Source organism: Kitasatospora sp. NPDC114501, from assembly GCF_055633695.1.
This window is the reverse complement of the sequence record NZ_JBVKDS010000014.1, coordinates 243,850-262,629: the sequence shown is the minus strand read 5'-3', so window position 1 is coordinate 262,629 and position 18,780 is coordinate 243,850. Positions and strand designations below refer to the sequence as shown.

General features: G+C 75.5%; 16 protein-coding genes and 1 tRNA gene. 7 read left to right on the top strand and 10 right to left on the bottom strand.

Going from position 1 to position 18,780, the window contains the following annotated elements:
* Window positions 1-24 precede the first annotated feature (24 nt).
* From ACZ7RU_RS26170 to ACZ7RU_RS26160, 3 genes are all read left to right on the top strand, one after another.
* On the top strand, window positions 25-1,656 hold the full coding sequence (locus tag ACZ7RU_RS26170; RefSeq protein ID WP_470343404.1) for an AMP-binding protein: 1,632 nt from the start codon (window positions 25-27) through the stop codon (window positions 1,654-1,656).
* A gap of 113 nt (window positions 1,657-1,769) precedes the next feature.
* Complete coding sequence (locus ACZ7RU_RS26165; RefSeq protein WP_470343403.1) at window positions 1,770-2,201, top strand: SRPBCC family protein; 432 nt, start codon at window positions 1,770-1,772, stop codon at window positions 2,199-2,201.
* 102 nt (window positions 2,202-2,303) lie between these two features.
* On the top strand, window positions 2,304-3,569 hold the full coding sequence (locus ACZ7RU_RS26160; RefSeq protein WP_470343402.1) for an APC family permease: 1,266 nt from the start codon (window positions 2,304-2,306) through the stop codon (window positions 3,567-3,569).
* Window positions 3,570-3,668: 99 nt separating this feature from the next.
* Here the strand turns inward: ACZ7RU_RS26160 and ACZ7RU_RS26155 are convergent, their stop codons facing one another.
* Together ACZ7RU_RS26155 and ACZ7RU_RS26150 are read right to left on the bottom strand one after the other, a co-directional pair.
* Window positions 3,669-4,070, bottom strand: coding sequence for a YccF domain-containing protein (locus ACZ7RU_RS26155; RefSeq protein WP_470343401.1), 402 nt, complete (start codon window positions 4,068-4,070; stop codon window positions 3,669-3,671).
* Window positions 4,071-4,351: 281 nt separating this feature from the next.
* Window positions 4,352-4,428, bottom strand: a tRNA-Met gene (locus tag ACZ7RU_RS26150).
* Between the two features lie 274 nt (window positions 4,429-4,702).
* Between ACZ7RU_RS26150 and ACZ7RU_RS26145 the strand changes: the two genes are divergently transcribed.
* Window positions 4,703-6,196 carry an SDR family oxidoreductase gene (locus tag ACZ7RU_RS26145; RefSeq protein ID WP_470343400.1) on the top strand — a complete coding sequence of 498 codons (1,494 nt, stop codon included), beginning with the start codon at window positions 4,703-4,705 and terminating at the stop codon, window positions 6,194-6,196.
* 127 nt (window positions 6,197-6,323) lie between these two features.
* Here the strand turns inward: ACZ7RU_RS26145 and ACZ7RU_RS26140 are convergent, their stop codons facing one another.
* Entirely contained in the window at window positions 6,324-7,217 is an 894-nt protein-coding gene (locus ACZ7RU_RS26140; RefSeq protein ID WP_470343399.1) for a hypothetical protein, read from the bottom strand.
* A 216-nt stretch (window positions 7,218-7,433) separates the two neighbouring features.
* Here ACZ7RU_RS26140 and ACZ7RU_RS26135 point away from each other — a divergent pair, with 216 nt between their 5' ends.
* Complete coding sequence (locus ACZ7RU_RS26135; protein WP_470343398.1) at window positions 7,434-8,582, top strand: FAD-dependent oxidoreductase; 1,149 nt, start codon at window positions 7,434-7,436, stop codon at window positions 8,580-8,582.
* Between the two features lie 58 nt (window positions 8,583-8,640).
* Here the strand turns inward: ACZ7RU_RS26135 and ACZ7RU_RS26130 are convergent, their stop codons facing one another.
* The 7 genes from ACZ7RU_RS26130 to ACZ7RU_RS26100 form a co-directional block, all read right to left on the bottom strand.
* Window positions 8,641-9,735 carry an LLM class flavin-dependent oxidoreductase gene (locus ACZ7RU_RS26130; protein ID WP_470343397.1) on the bottom strand — a complete coding sequence of 365 codons (1,095 nt, stop codon included), beginning with the start codon at window positions 9,733-9,735 and terminating at the stop codon, window positions 8,641-8,643.
* 31 nt (window positions 9,736-9,766) lie between these two features.
* On the bottom strand, window positions 9,767-10,792 hold the full coding sequence (locus tag ACZ7RU_RS26125) for an LLM class F420-dependent oxidoreductase (protein ID WP_387751437.1): 1,026 nt from the start codon (window positions 10,790-10,792) through the stop codon (window positions 9,767-9,769).
* Window positions 10,793-10,839: 47 nt separating this feature from the next.
* The gene (locus tag ACZ7RU_RS26120; RefSeq protein ID WP_470343396.1) at window positions 10,840-12,456 is read right to left on the bottom strand and encodes an ABC transporter substrate-binding protein; all 1,617 of its coding nucleotides are present in this window, start codon (window positions 12,454-12,456) and stop codon (window positions 10,840-10,842) included.
* A 62-nt stretch (window positions 12,457-12,518) separates the two neighbouring features.
* Window positions 12,519-13,295: an ABC transporter ATP-binding protein gene (locus ACZ7RU_RS26115; RefSeq protein WP_470343395.1), complete on the bottom strand. Its 777-nt coding sequence runs from the start codon at window positions 13,293-13,295 to the stop codon at window positions 12,519-12,521.
* Window positions 13,292-14,074: an ABC transporter ATP-binding protein gene (locus ACZ7RU_RS26110; protein WP_470343394.1), complete on the bottom strand. Its 783-nt coding sequence runs from the start codon at window positions 14,072-14,074 to the stop codon at window positions 13,292-13,294. Before ACZ7RU_RS26110 ends, ACZ7RU_RS26115 begins: the two co-directional genes overlap by 4 nt.
* Entirely contained in the window at window positions 14,071-14,955 is an 885-nt protein-coding gene (locus ACZ7RU_RS26105; protein ID WP_470343393.1) for an ABC transporter permease, read from the bottom strand. Before ACZ7RU_RS26105 ends, ACZ7RU_RS26110 begins: the two co-directional genes overlap by 4 nt.
* A gap of 1 nt (window position 14,956) precedes the next feature.
* A complete protein-coding gene (locus ACZ7RU_RS26100; protein ID WP_470343392.1) occupies window positions 14,957-15,901 on the bottom strand; it encodes an ABC transporter permease in 945 nt (314 codons plus the stop codon).
* Window positions 15,902-16,656: 755 nt separating this feature from the next.
* On the opposite strand from ACZ7RU_RS26100, the gene ACZ7RU_RS26095 reads away from it, so the two are divergent.
* Together ACZ7RU_RS26095 and ACZ7RU_RS26090 are read left to right on the top strand one after the other, a co-directional pair.
* Window positions 16,657-17,574, top strand: a complete 918-nt coding sequence (locus tag ACZ7RU_RS26095) for a LuxR C-terminal-related transcriptional regulator (protein ID WP_470343391.1) — start codon at window positions 16,657-16,659, stop codon at window positions 17,572-17,574.
* A gap of 305 nt (window positions 17,575-17,879) precedes the next feature.
* Complete coding sequence (locus tag ACZ7RU_RS26090; RefSeq protein ID WP_470343390.1) at window positions 17,880-18,779, top strand: hypothetical protein; 900 nt, start codon at window positions 17,880-17,882, stop codon at window positions 18,777-18,779.
* Window position 18,780 lies beyond the last annotated feature (1 nt).

Sequence of the window (18,780 nt, the reverse complement as noted above, 5' to 3'; positions counted from 1 at the left end):
ACCGCCGTCCCCAGGAGCCAGCCCGTGCCGACCACGCCGATCCCGCGCAGCTACGCCTCCGGCACCTCGGACGTCCCGCTGCTCGGCGACACCATCGGGGAGAACCTCGACCGCGCGGTGCGCGCCTTCCCGGACCGCGACGCCCTGGTCGACCGGGCCACCGCCCGCCGCTGGACGTACGCCGAACTCGCCTCCGACGTCGACGCGTTGGCCCTCGGCCTGCTGGAGCTCGGGATCGCCAAGGGCGACCGGGTCGGCATCTGGGCCCCCAACTGCGCGGAGTGGACGCTCACCCAGTACGCCACCGCCAAGCTCGGCGCGATCCTGGTCACGGTCAACCCGGCCTACCGCGCCCACGAGTTGGAGTACGTGCTGAACCAGGCCGGGATCCGGCTGCTGGTCGCCGCCGAGCGCTTCAAGACCTCCGACTACGCCGGGATGATCGAGGAAGTGCGGCCCCGCTGCCCGGAGTTGGAGCGCTTCCTGCTGCTCGGCAGCCCCGACTGGGACGCCGTGACCGCCGCCGGGAGGCGGGCCGACCCGGCCCGACTCGCCGAGCGCCAGGGCGAGTTGTCCCCGGACGACCCGATCAACATCCAGTACACCTCCGGGACGACCGGCTTCCCCAAGGGCGCGACCCTCTCGCACCACAACATCCTCAACAACGGCTACTTCGTGGGCGAGTTGCTCGACTACACCGAGCAGGACCGGATCTGCGTCCCGGTGCCGTTCTACCACTGCTTCGGCATGGTGATGGGCAACCTGGCGGCCATCTCGCACGGCGCCTGCACGGTCATCCCGGCCCCCTCCTTCGAGCCCGGCGCCACCCTGGCCGCCGTCGCCGCCGAGCGCTGCACCTCGCTCTACGGCGTACCGACCATGTTCATCGCCGAACTGGCCGACCCGGACTTCGACCGCTACGACCTCGGCAGCCTGCGCACCGGCATCATGGCCGGCTCGCCCTGCCCCAGCGAGGTGATGAAGGAGGTCATCGGGCGGATGGGCATGACACAGGTCTCCATCTGCTACGGCATGACCGAGACCTCGCCGGTCTCCACCCAGACCCGGGTCGACGACCCGGTCGAGCGGCGGGTCGCCACGGTGGGCCGGGTCGGCCCGCACCTGGAGGTCAAGGTCGTCGACCCGGCCACCGGCCGGACCGTCCCGCGCGGCGAACCCGGCGAGCTGTGCACCCGCGGCTACTCCGTCATGCTCGGCTACTGGGGCGAGCCCGAGCGCACCGCCGAGGCCGTCGACGCCGCCCGCTGGATGCACACCGGGGACCTCGCGGTGATGGACGAGGACGGCTACCTCGCCATCACCGGCCGGATCAAGGACATGGTGATCCGCGGCGGCGAGAACCTCTACCCGCGCGAGATCGAGGAGTTCCTCCACGCCCACCCGGACATCCTCGACGTCCAGGTGATCGGCGTCCCGGACGCGAAGTACGGCGAGGAGCTGATGGCCTGGATCCGGATGCGGGAGGGCGCCGAGCCGCTCACCGCCGAGACCGTCCGCGCGTACTGCGCCGGCCGGCTCGCCCACGTCAAGGTCCCGCGCTACGTGCACGTGGTCGAGGAGTTCCCGATGACGGTCACCGGGAAGATCCGCAAGGTCGAGATGCGGGCGGAGGCGCAGCGGATCCTGGGGCTCTGACGGGCCCCCGGGGCCCTGGCAGGTCCCCGGAGGCCGTACCGGTTCGCTCGTTCGGCCCTCGGCACGGGTGCGTCCGGGGAGCGCGGTGGTCCGCCCGGCGGGAGAGTGTGATCATGCCCCTCGACGTCACAGTGGAACGCCTGATCCCCCTCCCGCCCGCCACGGTCGCCGGCTACGCGATGGACTGGCGCCACGACGCCGCGTGGACCCGGGGCATCCGCGACGCCACCCTCACCCGGGAGGCCGACAGCGGCGGCTTCGGCGTGGGCGCGGAGGTCACCCGGACCGCGCACTTCCTGGGCAGGTCCTTCTCGTACGTGCTGCGGGTGACGCGCCACGATCCGCCGACGGTGCTCGACATGGTCTCCGTCGCCGGGCCGATGCCGATGCGGGTCACCTACACCTTCGAGCCCACCCGCAGCGGCACCTTCGCCCGCATCCGCGTGCGCGGCGGCTTCCGCCTGGCCGGCCCGCTGGCGTCCCGCCGGGTCCGGGCCGCGCTCACGGCGGACCTGCGCGCCCTGGAGGAGCGGCTCGGCCGCTGACCGCGTCCGCCCGCGCCGCCCGCCCTCCCTCCGGCGCCCGCCGTTTCCCTTCCTCCGGTAGGGTGCGCCGACGTCGAAGCCGGACCGGGAGAGGTGTGGGGCATGAGTTCGTCGCCGAGGGCGGCCGGTCCGGGGGAGCTGCGGCGGCACCTGGGGGTGTTCGACGCCGTGGTGATCGGGCTGGGCTCGATGATCGGCGCGGGCGTCTTCGCCGCGCTGGCGCCCGCCGCCGGGGCCGCCGGCTCCGGGCTGCTGGCCGGGCTGGCGCTGGCCGGTGCGGTGGCGTACTGCAACGCGACCTCCTCGGCCCGGCTGGCCGCCCGCTACCCGCAGTCCGGGGGCACCTACGTCTACGGCCGGGAGCGGCTCGGCGACTTCTGGGGGTACCTGGCCGGCTGGGGCTTCGTGGTCGGCAAGACCGCCTCCTGCGCCGCGATGGCCCTCACCGCCGGTTCCTACGTCTGGCCCTCCCAGGCCCACGCCGTCGCGGTCGCCGCCGTGGTGGCGCTGACCGCCGTCGACTACGTCGGGGTGCAGAAGGCCGCCTGGCTGACCAGGGCGATCGTGGCCGTCGTCCTGGCGGTGCTGGCCGCCGTCGTCACCGCCTGCCTGACGAGCGGTGAGGCCGGCACCGGCCGCTGGGCCCTCGGCGCGGACGCCGGCCTCCACGGCGTGCTCCAGGCCGCCGGCCTGCTGTTCTTCGCCTTCGCCGGGTACGCCCGGATCGCCACCCTCGGCGAGGAGGTCCGCGACCCGCGGCGCACCATCCCCCGGGCGATCCCGCTGGCCCTCGGCATCACCCTGGTGGTCTACGCCGCCGTGGCCCTCGCCGTCCTGGCCGTCCTCGGCCCCGACCGGCTCGCCCACAGCGCCGCGCCACTGGCCGACGCCGTACGGGCCGCCGGAGCCCCCGCCCTCGCCCCGGTGGTGCGCGCCGGTGCGGCGGTCGCCGCCCTCGGCTCGCTGCTCGCCCTGATCCTCGGCGTCTCCCGCACCACCCTGGCGATGGCCCGCGACCGCCACCTCCCGCACGCCCTCGCCGCCGTCCACCCCCGCTTCGGCGTCCCGCACCGCGCCGAACTGGCCGTCGGCGCGGTGGTCGCGGTGGCCGCCGCCCTCGGCGACGTCCGCGGCGCGATCGGCTTCTCCTCCTTCGGCGTCCTCGCCTACTACGCCGTCGCCAACGCCGCCGCCTGGACCCTCACCCCCGCCGAGGGCCGCCCCCCGCGCGCCGTTCCCGTCCTCGGCGCCGCCGGCTGCCTCGTCCTCGCCTTCGCCCTCCCCGCCGCCTCCGTCGTCCAGGGCGCCGCCGTCCTCGCCCTCGGCGCCGCCGCCTACCTCGCACGCAGGGCCCTCACCCGGGCCTGAACGCCGGGGCGCCGGGGGACCGAGGGAACCGGGGACCTGGTGAACGCCGACGGCCGGCGAGGGCTTCCGCCCTGCGCCGGCCGTCGCGGTCGGTACGGGTTACCGTGCGCCCCATTCCCGGTCGGTCGGCACGATCTCGCGGCCGAGCGGCATCAGCGAGATCGGGATCATCTTCAGGTTCGCCCACCCGAAGGGGATCCCGATGACGGACAGGAACAGCGGAATGCTGGTGATGAGATGCCCGAGCGCCAGCCACCACCCCGCGAAGACCAGCCAGATCACATTGCCGACACAGGACGCCGCCCCGGCATCCGGTCGCTCCACCGCCGTCCGCCCGAACGGCCACAGGATGAAGCCGGCAATGCGAAACGAGGCAATGCCGAACGGGATGGTAATGACGAGTACGCAGCAGATGATTCCGGCGAGCACATAGGCGAGAGCCATCCAAATGCCGCAGAAAAGCAGCCAGATGACGTTGAGGACGAATTTCAGGGCGCTCATGCTCGGTACCTTCTCACGGCTGATGGCGTTGCACTACGACCTGCCATGCCCGCCCGCGAACACGTCTACGCCCTTAGGGGTCGATCCTCAGGGACCGGTCGGGGTGGGCCGGCGAGCGCGGGGTCCGTCCATGGGGCAGGCGGGACGTCCCACGTGACCTCGGCGTGCCCGGCGGGACGTGATGGGCGGACCGTCTCGTGTCGACCCGGTCGGGCGGGGAGTCGGGAGAATGCCGAAAAGGGGCGGACACACGTCGTGTGTCCGCCCCTTTTCGGCATTCGTGGTAGCGGGGACAGGATTTGAACCTGCGACCTCTGGGTTATGAGCCCAGCGAGCTACCGAGCTGCTCCACCCCGCGTCGGTGGACCTGACTGTACGGCATCGGCCGGTGATCACAAACTCGGGGCCGGACGGCGGTGGCCTGGGGGTCCCGTGGGTGGGTTGTCCGTGACGGTCGCGGAGGGTTGCGGGACCTCGCCGAAGCCTTCGTCGTCGCACAGGACCCTGGGATCACCCGCGCCTGCCGGTCCGCCGGGTCGCGGGCTCCGGAGCGGATGGGCGATCCTGGTCGCGCCGCTCCGGTCGGCCGTGGGACCCGGCAGGCGGGCCCGGCCCCCGGACGAGGAGTCGACATGGAGACACGACCAGTCGGGGCGAGAAGTTGCCTGGTGACCGGGGCGAGCGGCTACATCGGCGGCCGCCTGGTGCCCGAGCTGCTCGCCCGCGGACACCGCGTCCGCTGCCTGGTGCGCAATCCCGGCCGGCTGCGGGACCAGCCGTGGCGGGCGGACGTCGACATCGTCCCCGGGGACGTGAGCCGACCCGAGACCCTCGCAGCGGCCTTCGACGGCGTCGACGTGGCCTACTACCTGGTGCACTCCCTCGGCGCCGGACCGGCCTTCGAGGCCACCGACCGCGCGGCCGCCCGCGCCTTCGGAGCCGCCGCCGCGGCCGCCGGCGTCACCCGGATCGTCTACCTCGGCGGTCTCGTCCCCACCGGGGTGCCCGAAGCGGACCTCTCGCCCCATCTGCGCTCGCGTTCCGAGGTCGGCCGGATCCTGCGCGGCAGCGGTGTGCCCACGGCCGAGCTGCGCGCGGCCGTGATCATCGGCTCCGGCAGCGCCTCGTTCGAAATGCTCCGCTACCTCACCGAACGCCTGCCCGCGATGGTCACGCCGCACTGGGTCTCCACCCGGATCCAGCCGATCGCCGTCCGGGACGTCCTGCGCTACCTGGCCGGTGCCGCCGGTCTGCCGCCGGACGTGAACCGCACCTTCGACATCGGCGGCCCGGACGTCCTGACGTACGCGCAGATGATGCACCGCTACGCCCGGCTCGCCGGACTGCGCCGACGCCTCATCGTCCCTGTGCCGGTCCTCACCCCCCGACTCTCCAGCCTCTGGGTCGGCCTCGTGACCCCGGTGCCCGGCTCCATCGCCCGTCCGCTCGTCGAGTCCCTGCGCCACGAGGTCGTCTGTGGCGAACACGACATCGCCCGGTGGGTGCCCGACCCACCGGAGGGCCTGACCGGCTTCGACCGGGCCGTGTCCCTCGCCCTGCGCCGGATCAAGGACGCCGACGTCGCCACCCGCTGGTCATCCGCCTCCCTGCCCGGCGCCCCCAGCGACCCGCTGCCCACCGACCCCGACTGGGCCGGCGGCAGCCTCTACCAGGACCTCCGGGAACGCACGGTGGACGCCTCGCCCGACGCCGTCTGGCGGGTGGTCGAAGGCATCGGCGGCGACAACGGCTGGTACTCCTTTCCGCTCGCCTGGGCCCTGCGTGGGTGGCTCGACCGCCTGGTCGGCGGCGTCGGCCTGCGCCGCGGCCGCCGCGACCCGGCCCGGCTGCGGGTCGGGGACTCCCTCGACTTCTGGCGGGTCGAGGAGATCGAACCGGGCCGGCTCCTGCGCCTGCGCGCCGAGATGCGGCTGCCCGGCCTGGCCTGGCTCGAACTGTCCGTCACACCGGACGGCGAGCACCGCACGCGCTACCGCCAGCGGGCGCTCTTCCACCCGCACGGCCTGGCCGGCCAGGCCTACTGGTGGTCGGTCGCGCCGTTCCACGCGGTGGTGTTCGGAGGCATGGCCCGCAACATCACCGAACGCGCCCGCCAGGAGCCGTGACGCCGCCCGCGCCCGGTGTCCCACAGGGCCTGGCAGGGGAGCACCTTGAAAACCGGGTCAACCGCCTCGCAGTGACGGGCGGTTGACTTCGCGCGGTCCGGTCCGGGGCGGGTTCCGCGGCGCGGCCTCAGCCGAGCGGACCGGCGGGTCCGTCCGGGCTCTTGTCGAGCGACAGCGGTGGTCGCGGGACCGCCCCGGCGGCCTGCGGCGGCTCCGGGTCGCTCTGCTCGATGCGGCTCAGCAGCCGGGCGACGGAGTCGGTGCGTTCCCGTAGGAGGGCGACCCGGGCCGCGTCGGTCGGCTCGGCGAGTTCGTCGACGGGCAGGACCGGGATGCCCCGGCTGCGCGCGGTGGCGATCAGGCTCTCGCCGGCCCGGTCGGCGACGACGAGCGCCGCGGCGGCGAACGCGCCCGCGTCCAGGGTCTTCTGCCGGCCGAGCAGGCCGCGGTGGACGATGCGGGCCGGGACGGTCAGTTCGTCCAGGCGCTGGTCGTCCGAGGCGCGTTCGAGGGCGGCGAGGACAACGGTGGTCAGCGCCTCGCCGGCCCGGGTGACGACCCACTTGCGGCCGGGCACCGGCGGGAGGAACTCGCGGATCCGGTCCACCTCGTGCTCCAGCGCGGTGGTGGTCAGCACCTCGAAGGCGTTGCTGGTGCGGATCTCGACGACCTTGTCCCAGTCGATCTCCTCGCCGTCGAAGCCGACCTGCGACGGCCCCAGGTGGACGGCGCCGAGGCCGTCCAGGAGCCCGAGCAGCTTGTGCACCACGGCCGGGGTCAGCGGGTGGCGGCCGATCAGGGTGCCCACGGACAGCTTCCACGGCGCGGTGGCGGGCACCTGCGGCGGTGCGACGGAGGTGAGCGCCGTGTGCGCCCACCGGCCGCCCGCCGCCGCTCCCCGTCCGCCCCGCTGGACGGCCTGCCGCCCGGCCTCGCCCAACCCGGCCGCCGCCCCCGCGGCCGCCTCGGCGGCCGCTCCGACCAGCCGTCCCAGACCGCCCACCAACTCGCCCCCGCGCACGCCCCGTTCCTCTCCTCGTACCGCTGTCCCCGAAGGTGGCCATGCTACGGGCCCGCGCTCCGTGCCCGGTCAGGCCGTCCCCGGTGACATCCGTCATGACCTTCCGGCCACAAAGCTCACTGACACCGGGGCGGCCCGGTGCGGCAGGCTCGAACCACGGGAGCCCGCACGGCGGGACGAACGCGGGACGAACGCGGGACGGACAGGGGAGCGGACATGAAGGTACTGGTGGCCGGGGCCGGACTCGGCGGGCTCTGCCTCGCGCACGGGCTGCTGCGGGCGGGCGTGGACGTCCGGGTCCACGAGCGGGAGGACGGCCCGCACAGCCGCTACCAGGGTTTCCGGATCGCCCTGAACGCCCATGGCCTCGCCGCTCTGCACGCGTGCCTGCCGGAGCGGTTGCACGCCCTGCTGGCGGCCGTCTCCGGTCCGATGGCGGGTGAGCGGCGGGTCGTGGACCAGCGACTGCGGGAGATCCGCCGGCTCGGCGTCGCGGACGAGGGCACGGCCGTCGACCGCCACGTGCTGCGTCAACTGCTGCTGGCCGGGCTCGGCGACCGGGTGGAGTTCGGCAGGCCGGTGACCGGTTACACCGAGCGGGCGGACGGCACGGTCGAGGCGCACTTCGGCGACGGCGGCAGCGCGGTCGGCGACCTGCTCGTCGGCGCGGACGGCGTGGGCTCCGCGGTGCGCCGCCAACTGCTGCCCGGGGCACGGGTGGTGACCCTCCCCGGCAGCGCCGTCCTCGGGCGCACCCCGCTCACCGAGCGGTCCGCCGCCCTCGTCCCCGGCTTCGGCACCGTCGTCCAGGGCGCCGGGGCCCACGGCACCCGGGTGAGCATGCTGCTCGGCCGGATGGAGTTCCGCCGCCCGCCGCGGCTCGCGGCCGCCGAACTGGCCCCCGACGTCCGGCTGCCCGACACCGAGAGCTATCTGCGCTGGGTGGTGATGCCGGCCGAGCCCCTCCCCGCCGGGCCGAGGGACTGGGCGGCGGTCAGGGGCGATCTGCTCGACCTGCTCGACGGCTGGCACCCGGACCTCGTCGACCTCGTCCACCGGGCCGACGTCGTCAACAGCGCACCGCTGAGTGCCCGTTACGCCGAGCCCGTGCCGCACTGGGCCGGCAGCCGCCGGGTCACCCTGCTCGGGGACGCGATCCACACCATGCCGCCGAGCGGCGGCCAGGGGGCCAACTCGGCCCTGCGCGACGCCGCCCTGCTGGCCCGTACGCTCACCGCCGTCCAGCGGGGGAGGGCCGAACTCCCGGACGCCGTCGGGCGGTACGAGCGGCGGATGCTCGAGTACGGCTTCGCCGCCGTCGCCGACAGCGTGGAGCGCCTGCCGGACTTCACTCCGGCGCGCTGAACACCGCCCGGGTGACCGGGCGGCGCGGGGGATGCGCGGGCCGCCGCGCCCACCGGGGTCACCAGAGGCGGCGCTCGGCGGGGGAGCCGTGGCCGGTGCGGAGCCGGCGGACGAGGGCGCGGCGCAGCTCGCGGTCGTGGTCGGTCTCGACGGGGAGGTCGAGTTGGACGATGTCCACGCCCGCGGAGCGGAGCAGCCCGATACGGGCGGCGACGGTGGCGGGCGAGCCGGTGTAGGCGGCGGTGAGGGAGCGGCGGACGTAGGCGGCGACCTGCTCGTCGCCGTGGGCCGGGTCGGAGCGGCCGCGTTCGCGGTCGCGGTCGAGTTGGACGGCCTCCCGCCAGCGGCCGGCGGCGCCGCCGGAGGTGAGGCGCAGGGCCTCGCGGCGCAGCCGGCGGACGCGGTCGCGGGCCTGCTCGTCGGTGTCGGCGAGCACGACGGTGAGGTGCCGCCAGATCCGCAGGGTCCGGCCGTGGGCGGCGGCCGCGGCGCGGGCCTGGGCGATCCGGCGCCGGGTGTCGGGAAGCGGCAGCGGGCTGACGGCGTAGACCTCGGCGTAGCGGGCGGCGAGGTCGAGGCCCTGCGGGGACGAGCCGCCGAAGGAGAGCAGCTCGCCGCCCGGTCTCGGGTGCAGGCCGGGGCGGGCGGCGGTCACGGTGTAGAACTCGCCCTTGTGGTCGATGTCCCGGTCGGTGTGCAGGTAGCGGGTGAACAGGTCGAGGTACTCCTCGGCCCGGCGGTAGCGCTCCGCCTTGTCGAGGTGGTCGCCGTCGCGGGCGGTGTCGAGGTCGCTGGAGCCGATGATGACGTGGGCCGCCGCCCGCCCGCCGGAGAGGCGGTCCAGGGTCGCCAGGGAGCGGGCGGCGACGGTGGGCGCGGTGGTGCCGATCCGGTGGGCGACGGCGACGCGCAGCCGGGTGGTGGCGGCCAGCGCCCAGGAGGCCACCAGCCAAGGGTCGGGCCAGGAGCTGGACTGCACCACCAGGGCGCTGTCCAGCCCGTCCTCCTCGTTCTCGCGCGCGGTGCGGGCGACGTACGCGGGGTCGGCGGTGCGGTCGCGGCCGTCGGGGGCCCAGCGCAGGGCCTGGCGCTCCTGCGGGGTGTCGCCGGGGACGGGTGCGGCGCGGACCCCGCCGCGGATCTCCAGGGGCACGGGCTCTCCTCGGTGGAAGGGGCGGGGCGGGTCAGCGGGCGGCCGGGCCGAGCCGGGCGAGGGTGTCGAGCAGCTTGGCCCGGCTGACGAACACCTCGGGCGGCAGCGACACGTACAGCTGGATGGTGGTGACGCCCGGGCGGTGGTAGGCGAGGATGCGCTCGCGGCACTCCTCGGGGGAGCCGCTGACGAAGAGCCCGTCGACGACCTCGTCGGGCAGCGCCTTCTGGGCGCCCTCCGGGTCCCCCTCGGCCCAGCGGCGGTGGGTCTCGGCGAGCAACTCGCCGTGGCCCAGCCACTCGTGGAACTTCCGGTACGGCTCGCGGTTGAGGATCCAGGCGAGGAAGGGCCGGGTGGCGCGGTGGGCGTAGTCGGTGTCCTCGGTGGGGCAGACGAAGACCTTGACCACCAGTTCCTTGCCGGGCGGCTGCGGGCCGACGGTCTCCAGGATCTTCGGCACGTCGTGCGGGAACAGCAGGTTGGTGATGGCGCCGTCCCCCTCGGTGAAGCCGAGCCGGAGCATGTTGGGCCGCAGCGCGCCCAGGATCACCTTGACCGGCTCGGCCGGCGGGTGCGGCAGCCGGTAGCCGGTGATGTCGAAGGTGTCGAAGCCGCCGGTGACGTACTCGCCGCGCAGGGCCCGGGTGACGAAGCGCAGGACGTCCCGGGTGCGCTTGAAGGGCTCGTCGAAGGGGATGCCGTTGATGTCGGTGACGTGGGCGGGGACGGAGGCGCCGATGCCCAGCAGGACCCGTCCGGGGGCGAGTTGGGCGAGCGTCGCGGCGGTCTGGGCGAGCACGGCCGGGCCGCGGGTGTGCACCGGGACGATGCCGGTGGCGATCCGCAGCGACGGGGACCACGCGGCGGTGGCGGCCAGCGGGGTGAAGGCGTCGGTGCCGCCGCCCTCGGCGCTCCACACGTCGGTGTAGCCGAGCTCGGGCAGCCGCTCGACCAGGAAGCGGTGCCGGTCGATGGTCAGGCCCGGCAGGGGCAGGGTGATGCCCCACTTGGGCGGTTCGGCCTCGGGGTGGTGGTGCGGCGGGTGCGGGGTGGTCATCGGGGTGGGTGTCCGTTCTGTGGGACTCGGGGGCGGGGAAGCCGGATTCAGCGGACCCACACCGTGGTGAGGTCGAGGAACCAGGACTGCGGCTGCACGAGCCCGTGGACCTTCGGCGAAAGCGCCCGCGGATTGCGGTCGTTGACGACGAAGAGCCAGGGCGCGTCCTGGGTGACGAGGGCGAGGGCCCGGCGGTAGCCGGCCTGCCGGGCGCTCTGGTCGGGGTCGGCGGCCGAGGCGGCGAGCAGTTCGTCGACCTGCGGGTTCGCGTAGTGGCCGGTCCAGAACGGGCTTCTGGAGCCGACGAACAGCGGCAGCAGCGCCTCGGACTGGAACAGCGTGGTGGACTGGGCGACGGCGTCGGAGCCGAGCGCCACCTGGCCCTTGGCCTCGGCGCCGATCAGGGTGGTCCAGTCGGTGGTGCGCAGCTCGGCCCTGATGCCGACGGCGGCGAGGTCGCGCTGGATCGCCTCGGCGATCGGTACCGGGAGCAGGTTGCCGCTGCCGCCGGTGGGGACGGTGACGGAGGTGGTGAAGCCGTTCGGGACGCCGGCCTCGGTGAGCAACTTCCGTGCCTGGGCCGGGTCGTAGGAGTAGGTGTCCCCGGCGGGGTCGTAGGCGGCGGTGGCGCGCGGCGCGGCCTGGTAGGCCGGGTCGGCGGTGCCGTGCAGCAGGGTGTCGGCGATCGCCCTGCGGTCGATGGCGTAGTTGGCGGCCCTGCGCACCAGCGGGTTGTTCCAGGGGGCCTTGGAGGTGTCCAGGATCCAGTACCAGAGGTGGTCGTAGCTGTTGGTGGCGACCGTGACGCCGTCGGCCCGGAGGCTGTCGAGGTCGTCGGGGTTCGGGTACTCGATCCAGTTCGCGCCGCCGGAGCGCAGGGCGGCGGTGCGGGCGGCGGCGTCCGGCAGCGCCTTGACCACGAGCCGGTCCAGCCTGGGGGCGCCGCGCCAGTAGTCCTTGTTGGCGGCGAGCTCGATCTGCTGGCCCTCGGTCTGCGAGACGAAGGCGAACGGGCCGGTGCCGACCGGGTGTTGGGCGAAGTTCGCGGTGCCGGCCCTGCGGACGGCGGTGGGGCTGGCGATCAGGACGTGGGCGAGGTCCTCCGGGAAGTGGCCGTTGGGCCGCTCGGTGACGAGTTCGACGTGGTCGGCGTCGGTCTTGCGGTAGGACACGATGTCGCCCGCGTACTCCGCGGCGGCGGCGCCGAGGGCGTCGGTGTACTCGGGGCTGCCCTTGTCGAGGTAGCGCGCCAGGTTGAAGACCACGGCGTCGGCGTCGAAGGGGGTGCCGTCCTGGAACCTGACGCCCTTGCGGAGGGTGAACGTCCAGGTCCTGCGGTCGGCCGCGACTTGCCAGTCGGTGGCCAGGGCGCCGGTGACGACCGGCGGTCTGTCGGTGCCCTGGAGCAGCTCGTAGCGGGTGAGGCCCTCGTAGAGCTGGAAGGAGACCAGGCGCTTGCCCTCGAAGCCCGCGCCGCCGATCACGGTGTCGGTGTTGGGCAGCTTGCCGGTGGCGCCGATGACCAGCGTCCCGCCGCGGCCGTCGCCGCCGCCCGCCCCGGTGCCGCCGCCGTCGGTTCCGGCGCAGCCGGTGGCCGCGGCGAGCAGGGCGACGGCGGCCGGCAGGGCGACGGCTCTGGAGCGGGTACGGGCGGTGCGCGTCATGGCGGGTCCTCGTCGGTTCGGTGGTTCGGTGGATCGTGGTTCGGCGTGCGGGGAGGCGGCGGTCAGGTCGAGGGCCGGGTGGTGCCGGTGGCGGCTTCCAGCAGGGCGCGGGTGTACGGGTGCGCGGGCGAGTCCCAGAGGCGGTCGGCGGGGCCCTCCTCGACCACCCGGCCGTGCCGCAGCACCAGCACCCGGTGGGCGAGCCGGCGTACGACGGCGAGGTCGTGGGAGATGAACAGGTAGGCCAGGCCGGTGCGTTCGCGCAGCTCGGTGAGCAGGTCGAGCAGCCGGGCCTGCACGCTGCGGTCCAGGGCGGAGGTCGGTTCGTCGCAGACCAGCAGTTCGGGCCCGGTGGCCAGGGCCCGGGCGACGGCCACCCGCTGGAGTTGCCCGCCGGAGAGCTCACGCGGGTAGCGGTCGGCGAGCGCGGGCTCCAGGCCGACCCGGTCGAAGAGCCGGGCGACGGCCGCGGCGCGCTCGGCGCGCGGGGTGCCGTGCAGCCGCAGCGCGAAGGCGACCGCCTCGCCGGCCCGCAGGCCGGGGTTGAGCGAGCCGCGCGGGTGCTGCGGGACGTACTGCAGTCGGCCCCGCAGCGCGCGGTCGGCGCGCCCGCGCAGCCGGTACGGGTCCCGGCCGGCGAAGCGGACGGTGCCGGAGTCGGCGGCGAGCAGGCCGAGGGCGAGGCGGGCCAGGGTGGACTTGCCGGAGCCGGACTCGCCGACCAGGCCGACGGTCTCGCCGGGCGCGACGGCGAGGCTGACGCGGTCCAGGGCGGTCCGGTCGCCGTAGCGCTTGCCGACGGCGTCGAGGGTGAGCAGGGCGGGCGGGGCCGGGTTCATCGGCGTACTCCCGGGTCGGCGGCCACCAGGGCGGCGGTGAAGGCGTGGCCGGGCTCGCCGAGCACCCGCTCGGCGGGCCCGAGTTCGACGACCCGGCCGGCCCGCATGACCGCCACCGTGCCGCCGGTCCGGCGGGCGGCGGAGAGGTCGTGGGTGACCAGCAGCAGCGCGATGCCGCAGTCGGCGCGCAGGGTGGCGAACAGGTCCAGGATCCGGCCGCGGACCAGGGCGTCCAGCGCGGTGGTCGGCTCGTCGGCGATCAGCAGCTCCGGGCCGCAGCAGATCGCGAGGGCGATCGCGGCGCGCTGGCGCAGCCCGCCGGAGAGCTCGTGGGGGTACGCCCGGGCGACCCGCTCCGGGTCCGGGACGCCTGCGGTGGCGAGCAGCCCGGGGACGGCGGCGCGGGCGGCCCGGCGGCCGTCGGCGACCCCGTGCCGGCGCAGCACCTCGGCGAGCTGCGGGCCGACCCGGCGCAGCGGGTCGAGCGAGGCGCTCGGGTCCTGCGGCACGTAGCCGATCCGCCGGCCGCGGACGTCCGAGAGCGCCCGTTCGCCGAGCGCCCGCAGGTCCGTTCCGGCCAGCCGGACGCCCCCGGTGACGGCGGCGCCCCGACCGGGCAGGCCGAGCACCGTCCGGGCGACGGTGGTCTTGCCGCTGCCGGACTCGCCGAGCAGCACCAGGGCGCCGCCGGGCCGCAGGGTGAGGGAGACCCCGTCGACGGCCCGGACGCCTCCGGGGTAGTCGACGGTCAGGGCGTCGACCTCCAGCAGCTCTCTCATGCGCCCACCTGCTTCGCGGCTCGTCGCGGTGGCGTCGGGACGGCCCGCGGCAGGTGGGCGGCGGCGTCGCCGATGCGGGTGCGCAGCGCCTCGCCGAGGGTGTTGAAGACGACCGAGACCGCGAGGATGACGAGGGCCGGCAGCACCGCCACCCAGGGGTGGGTGAGCAGCGCGGGCCGCAGCTCGTCCAGCATCGCGCCCCACTCGGCGGCGGGCGGGGCGACCCCGAGCCCGAGGAAGGACAGCCCGGCGGCGTACACGACGGCCAGCCCGACCAGCGAGGAGGCGTACACCAGCACCACCGGCGCCACCACGGGCGCGACCTGGCGGAGCACCAGCGCACCCCAGCCGGCGCCGCTGACCCGGGCGGCCTCCAGGTACTCGGCGGACCGGATCCGCCGGGTCTCGGTGAACGCGACCCGGGCGACCGCGGGGGTGAGCACCACGGACAGCGCGAGCACGGTCGCACCCAGGCCGGGGGTGAGCAGGGAGGCGACGGCGATCGCCAGCAGCACGCCCGGGAAGGCGTACAGCACGTCCAGCGTGCGCAGCAGGGCCTGTTCGGTGAAGCGGCCGCCGAGGCCGGCCGCGATGCCGAGCAGCGTGCCGGCGAGGGTGGCGACGGTGACCGGCACGAGTGCGCCGATGAGCGAGGCGCGCCCGGCCCAGATCAGCCGGCTCAGCAGGTCGCGGCCCTGGCCGTCGGTGCCGAGCGGGTGGCCGGGGCTGCCGGGGTCGAGCAGCCGGTCCGCGAGCCGTCCGGCGGCCGGGTCGTACGGGGCGACCAGCGGCGCGGCGAGGGCGAGCAGGACGAGCAGGACGGCGAGGGCGGCGGGGACGACCAGGCCGAGGTGGCGTCCGACGAGCGGGTGCGACGTCATGTCAGGTCCTCACCCGGGGGTCGATCGCCGCGTGCGCCGCGTCCACCAGGAGGTTGACGCCGACGAACGCGACCGCCACCACCAGCACCCCGCCCTGCACCAGCGGCAGGTCCCGGGCGGAGAGCGCGTCGTACAGCAGCCGGCCGACGCCGGGCCAGGTGAACAGGGTCTCCACGAAGACCACTCCCTCCAGCAGGTAGGCGAGTTGCAGGCCGCCGATGGTCAGCAGCGCGGGGGAGGCGTTGTGCACGCAGTGCCGCAGCACGGCGGCCGGGCGCAGGCCGCGGGCGCGCAGCGAGTCGGCCAGCTCACCGGCCAGGACGGTGCCCAGTGCGGCCCGGAACACCCGCGCGGTGAGTCCGAGCGGCACCAGTGCGGCGGCGACCGCCGGGAGGACCAGGTGACGGGCGAGGTCGCCCGGGCCGCCGGAGCCGAACGCGTCGTGGGTGCCGCCGGCCGGGAGCCAGCGCAGCCCGACCGCGAAGACGGCGATCAGCAGCAGCGCCACCGAGTACTGCGGGGCGGACACGGCGAGGGTGGAGAGCGCGCCGGAGATCCGCCCGCCGGGGCCGCGCGGGCGCAGCGCGCCGACGGCGCCGAGCGCCACCCCGCCGGCCAGGACCAGGGCGAACGCGGCCGCGGTCAGGGTGAGCGTCTGGCCGAGGGCGGGCAGCAGCAGGTCGGAGACCGGGCGCTGGCCGGAGACGGAGGTGCCGAGGTCGCCGGTGAGCGCGTGGCCGAGCCAGTCGGCGTAGCGGACCGGCAACGGCTGGTCCAGGCCGAGCCGTTCGGTGAGCCGGCGACGGGCCTCGGGCGGAGCGCCCGGGCCGAGGAAGGCGGCGACCGGGTCGCCGGGGACGAGTGCGACGGTTGCGAAGACGACGGCGGTGACGCCGAGCAGGGTGGGGACGGCCAGCAGGAGCCGGCGCAGCAGGAACCGGGTCACCCGTCGGCCCTCCGGGGCGGGGCGCCGGACGGGCCGGCGGCGGGCCGGTGGGGCGGGGCGGGCATGGCGCTGCTGCTCCTTCGGGACTTCGGGACTTCGGGACTTCGACTTCGTGACTTCGTGACTTCGGGAGTCCTCGGACCGGCGGCGGGGACGGTGGTGCCGCCACCTCCGCTTCGGCGAACGGGAGTTCGGCACGGGCGCGGCGGCCGGCGCCGGGCGCCGGGGCGACGCTGCGAGGGCCGCGGCCGCTGGGAGGAGCGTTGCGGACGCACGGCCCGGACAGCCAGTCAGCTCCTGATGCTGTTACTCCGGCTCACAGCATCCGGGGTGGCCCGCAGCGCCGCTGCCCGGGCCGCGCAGGCCCGGTCCCGTCCTTGACCTGCACAAGGAACCGGACCTAGGGTTCCCGCATGGCTATTCGGCGGACCGACTTCACCTTGGTCGGGATCGGCGGCTCGTGGCACCGCAGGTGCTTCGACGAGCTCTGTCGACCGCGCGCGACGCGCTGACCGCCCTGCTCCGCACCCGCCGCGGTCAGCGCCCTCTCCTCACCCGGATCCACACCCGACGCCCGTCCGCGTCGCCGGCCGATCCCTGTCGCAGCGTGCCGCTCCGCACGCGACGTCCGGCAGCGGACCGCGTCGCGCACCGCGTCGCACCCGCGTTCACGGGGGCCGACCGGCCACCAGCTAGGGGGACCGCAGAGCCATGCCCAACCACAGACGTCCTGCCTCCGTTCCCGGAGGTACCCGATGGCAGCAGTGAGCACCTTCGCCGCCCCGGCCGGCCCGCGCGGCCGCCGGTACCCCGCCCGCCGCGGCGCCTGCGGCGGCACCGGCCCGGGAGACGCCCCCGTCACGGGAGCGCCCCCGCTGCACGCCGAGATCGACAATCCGCTCGACCTGATCGCCGGCCACCAGCTGCTGGCCGAACCGGCACCGCCCGGCGCCGGCCGCGCCGGTGCCGGGTGCGGCTGCGGCCACCCGATGTGCGTGGACGAGGACCGCGACCGCACCGCGCTCGCCCGGGTCTTCTTGGTCGAGCGGCACTCGGTGACCAGCGCCGGACTGCGCAGCCTGCTGGCCACCGCGCCCGGACTGACGGTGGTCGGCTCCGCCGGGGACCCGCTGCGCGCCGTGCCGGCCGTGCACCGCACCGCCCCCGACGTCATCCTGCTCGGCCGCGGCGCGAGCCTGGAGGAGGACCTCGCGGCCGTGGTGGCGCTGCGCGGGCCGGACGGGGCGCCCGACGCCCGGGTCCTGCTGCTGCGCCGCGCCGAGTCGACCGCCGAGGCGAGCCGGATGCTGCTGGCCGGGGCGGGCGGCTGCTTCCCGCTCGACCTGGCGGGGGAGCGGATCATCGGCGCGGTCCAACTCGCGGCCGCCGGCGGGTCGGTGTTCCTGCCGGCTCCGCCGTCGGCCCGGATCCACGCGGCGGCTCCGGCGCGGCACGTGGGTGAACTGCCGCCGCAGCAGGCCGGGTTGACCGAACGCGAGCGGGAGGTTCTGGTCAAGCTCGGACAGGGGCTGAGCAACGCCGAGATCGGGCGCGAACTCGCCCTGGCCGAGGCCACCGTGAAGAAGCACCTCACCCAGGCGATGCGCAAGATCGGGCAGCCGGACCGGCTGCGTGCCGCCCTGTACGCCCACCGGCACGGGCTCGCCGGGTAGTTCCCACCTCCGTCACGCACACCGCCCGAGGGCGGGTCCCGCCGGTCCGCGGGGCCCGCCCTCGGGCGTGTCCGGCCGCCGTCGTGTCCGGCCGCCGTCGGGTCCGCTCTCGGTCGTGTCCGCCTGCGTCGCGTCCGGCCGTCCGCTCGCCGCGGGGCGACCTTCGGAGCATCCGCACGGCGACGATCGGCGCCCCGGCCGGCGCCGTTCGGGGCTACCGGGGCGCCCGGGCCGCTTCGTAGCGTGGCGGGAACGACGACGACACGACGGTCCGAAGGATCGTTCAGCCGAAGGGAGATGGCCCGATGGGCGGTGTGTCCGACGGGACCGGCGGTCCGACCGGCGCCGGTGACGGGGCGGGTGTCGAGGCCGGTCCGGTCACGGCGGTGCTGGCCGCCGCGTCGATCCGACGAGCCGGCCCCGGTGCGGAGCAGCCGAGGTCCCCGTACCGCACGATGACGGACGCCGAGCGGTCCGCGCTCTGGCGGCAGCGCCTGCACGAGGCCGAGGCCGGGCTGACCCGGTACCTGGTGTCGCGCGGGAACGAACCGCACCTCACCGACTGGTTCGTGCTGCAGTCCGAGCTCTTCGCCGACCTGCCCGAGCCGGACGCCCCGGCCGTCGAGTGGCAGCGGGTGTTCTTCCGCGACCAGGCCCTGATGGAGCGCTTCCTCGTCCTGCGCTACGGCGAGGAGGTCCTCGGCCACTGGGCCCGGTCCAACGCCGAGGTGCACCGCGAGGTCGAGCCCGACCTCGGCCGGGGCGCCGCCGACCCGATCCACCGGATCGCCCGGCAGGCCGAACTGTACGGTTCCGACTACGAGTTCGACGACGACGCGCCACCCGGGCGCGAGCACGCGGCGCTCACCATCACGCACTGCGCGATCTGGGACTACCGCGAGAAGGCCCGGCGCTCGGGTGTCCGGCTGACCCTCGCCTCGCCCTGCACCTACTGCACCGAGGCGCTGTCCGCCAACATCCGCGCCAAGGGCTACCGGCCCGCGCACCGGCTGACCCACGGCCCGACCGGCCACGGCTGCCGCTGGGAGTCCACCGCCACCACCCAGTCCACCGGCACCACCGAGCCCGCCGCCACCGCTGAGCACGTCACCGTCGAGCCCGCCGAAGCCGCCGGGCCCACCGAAGCCACCGAGCCCGCCACCATCGCCGATCCCACTGCCACCGACGACCCCGGGGAGTCCTGAC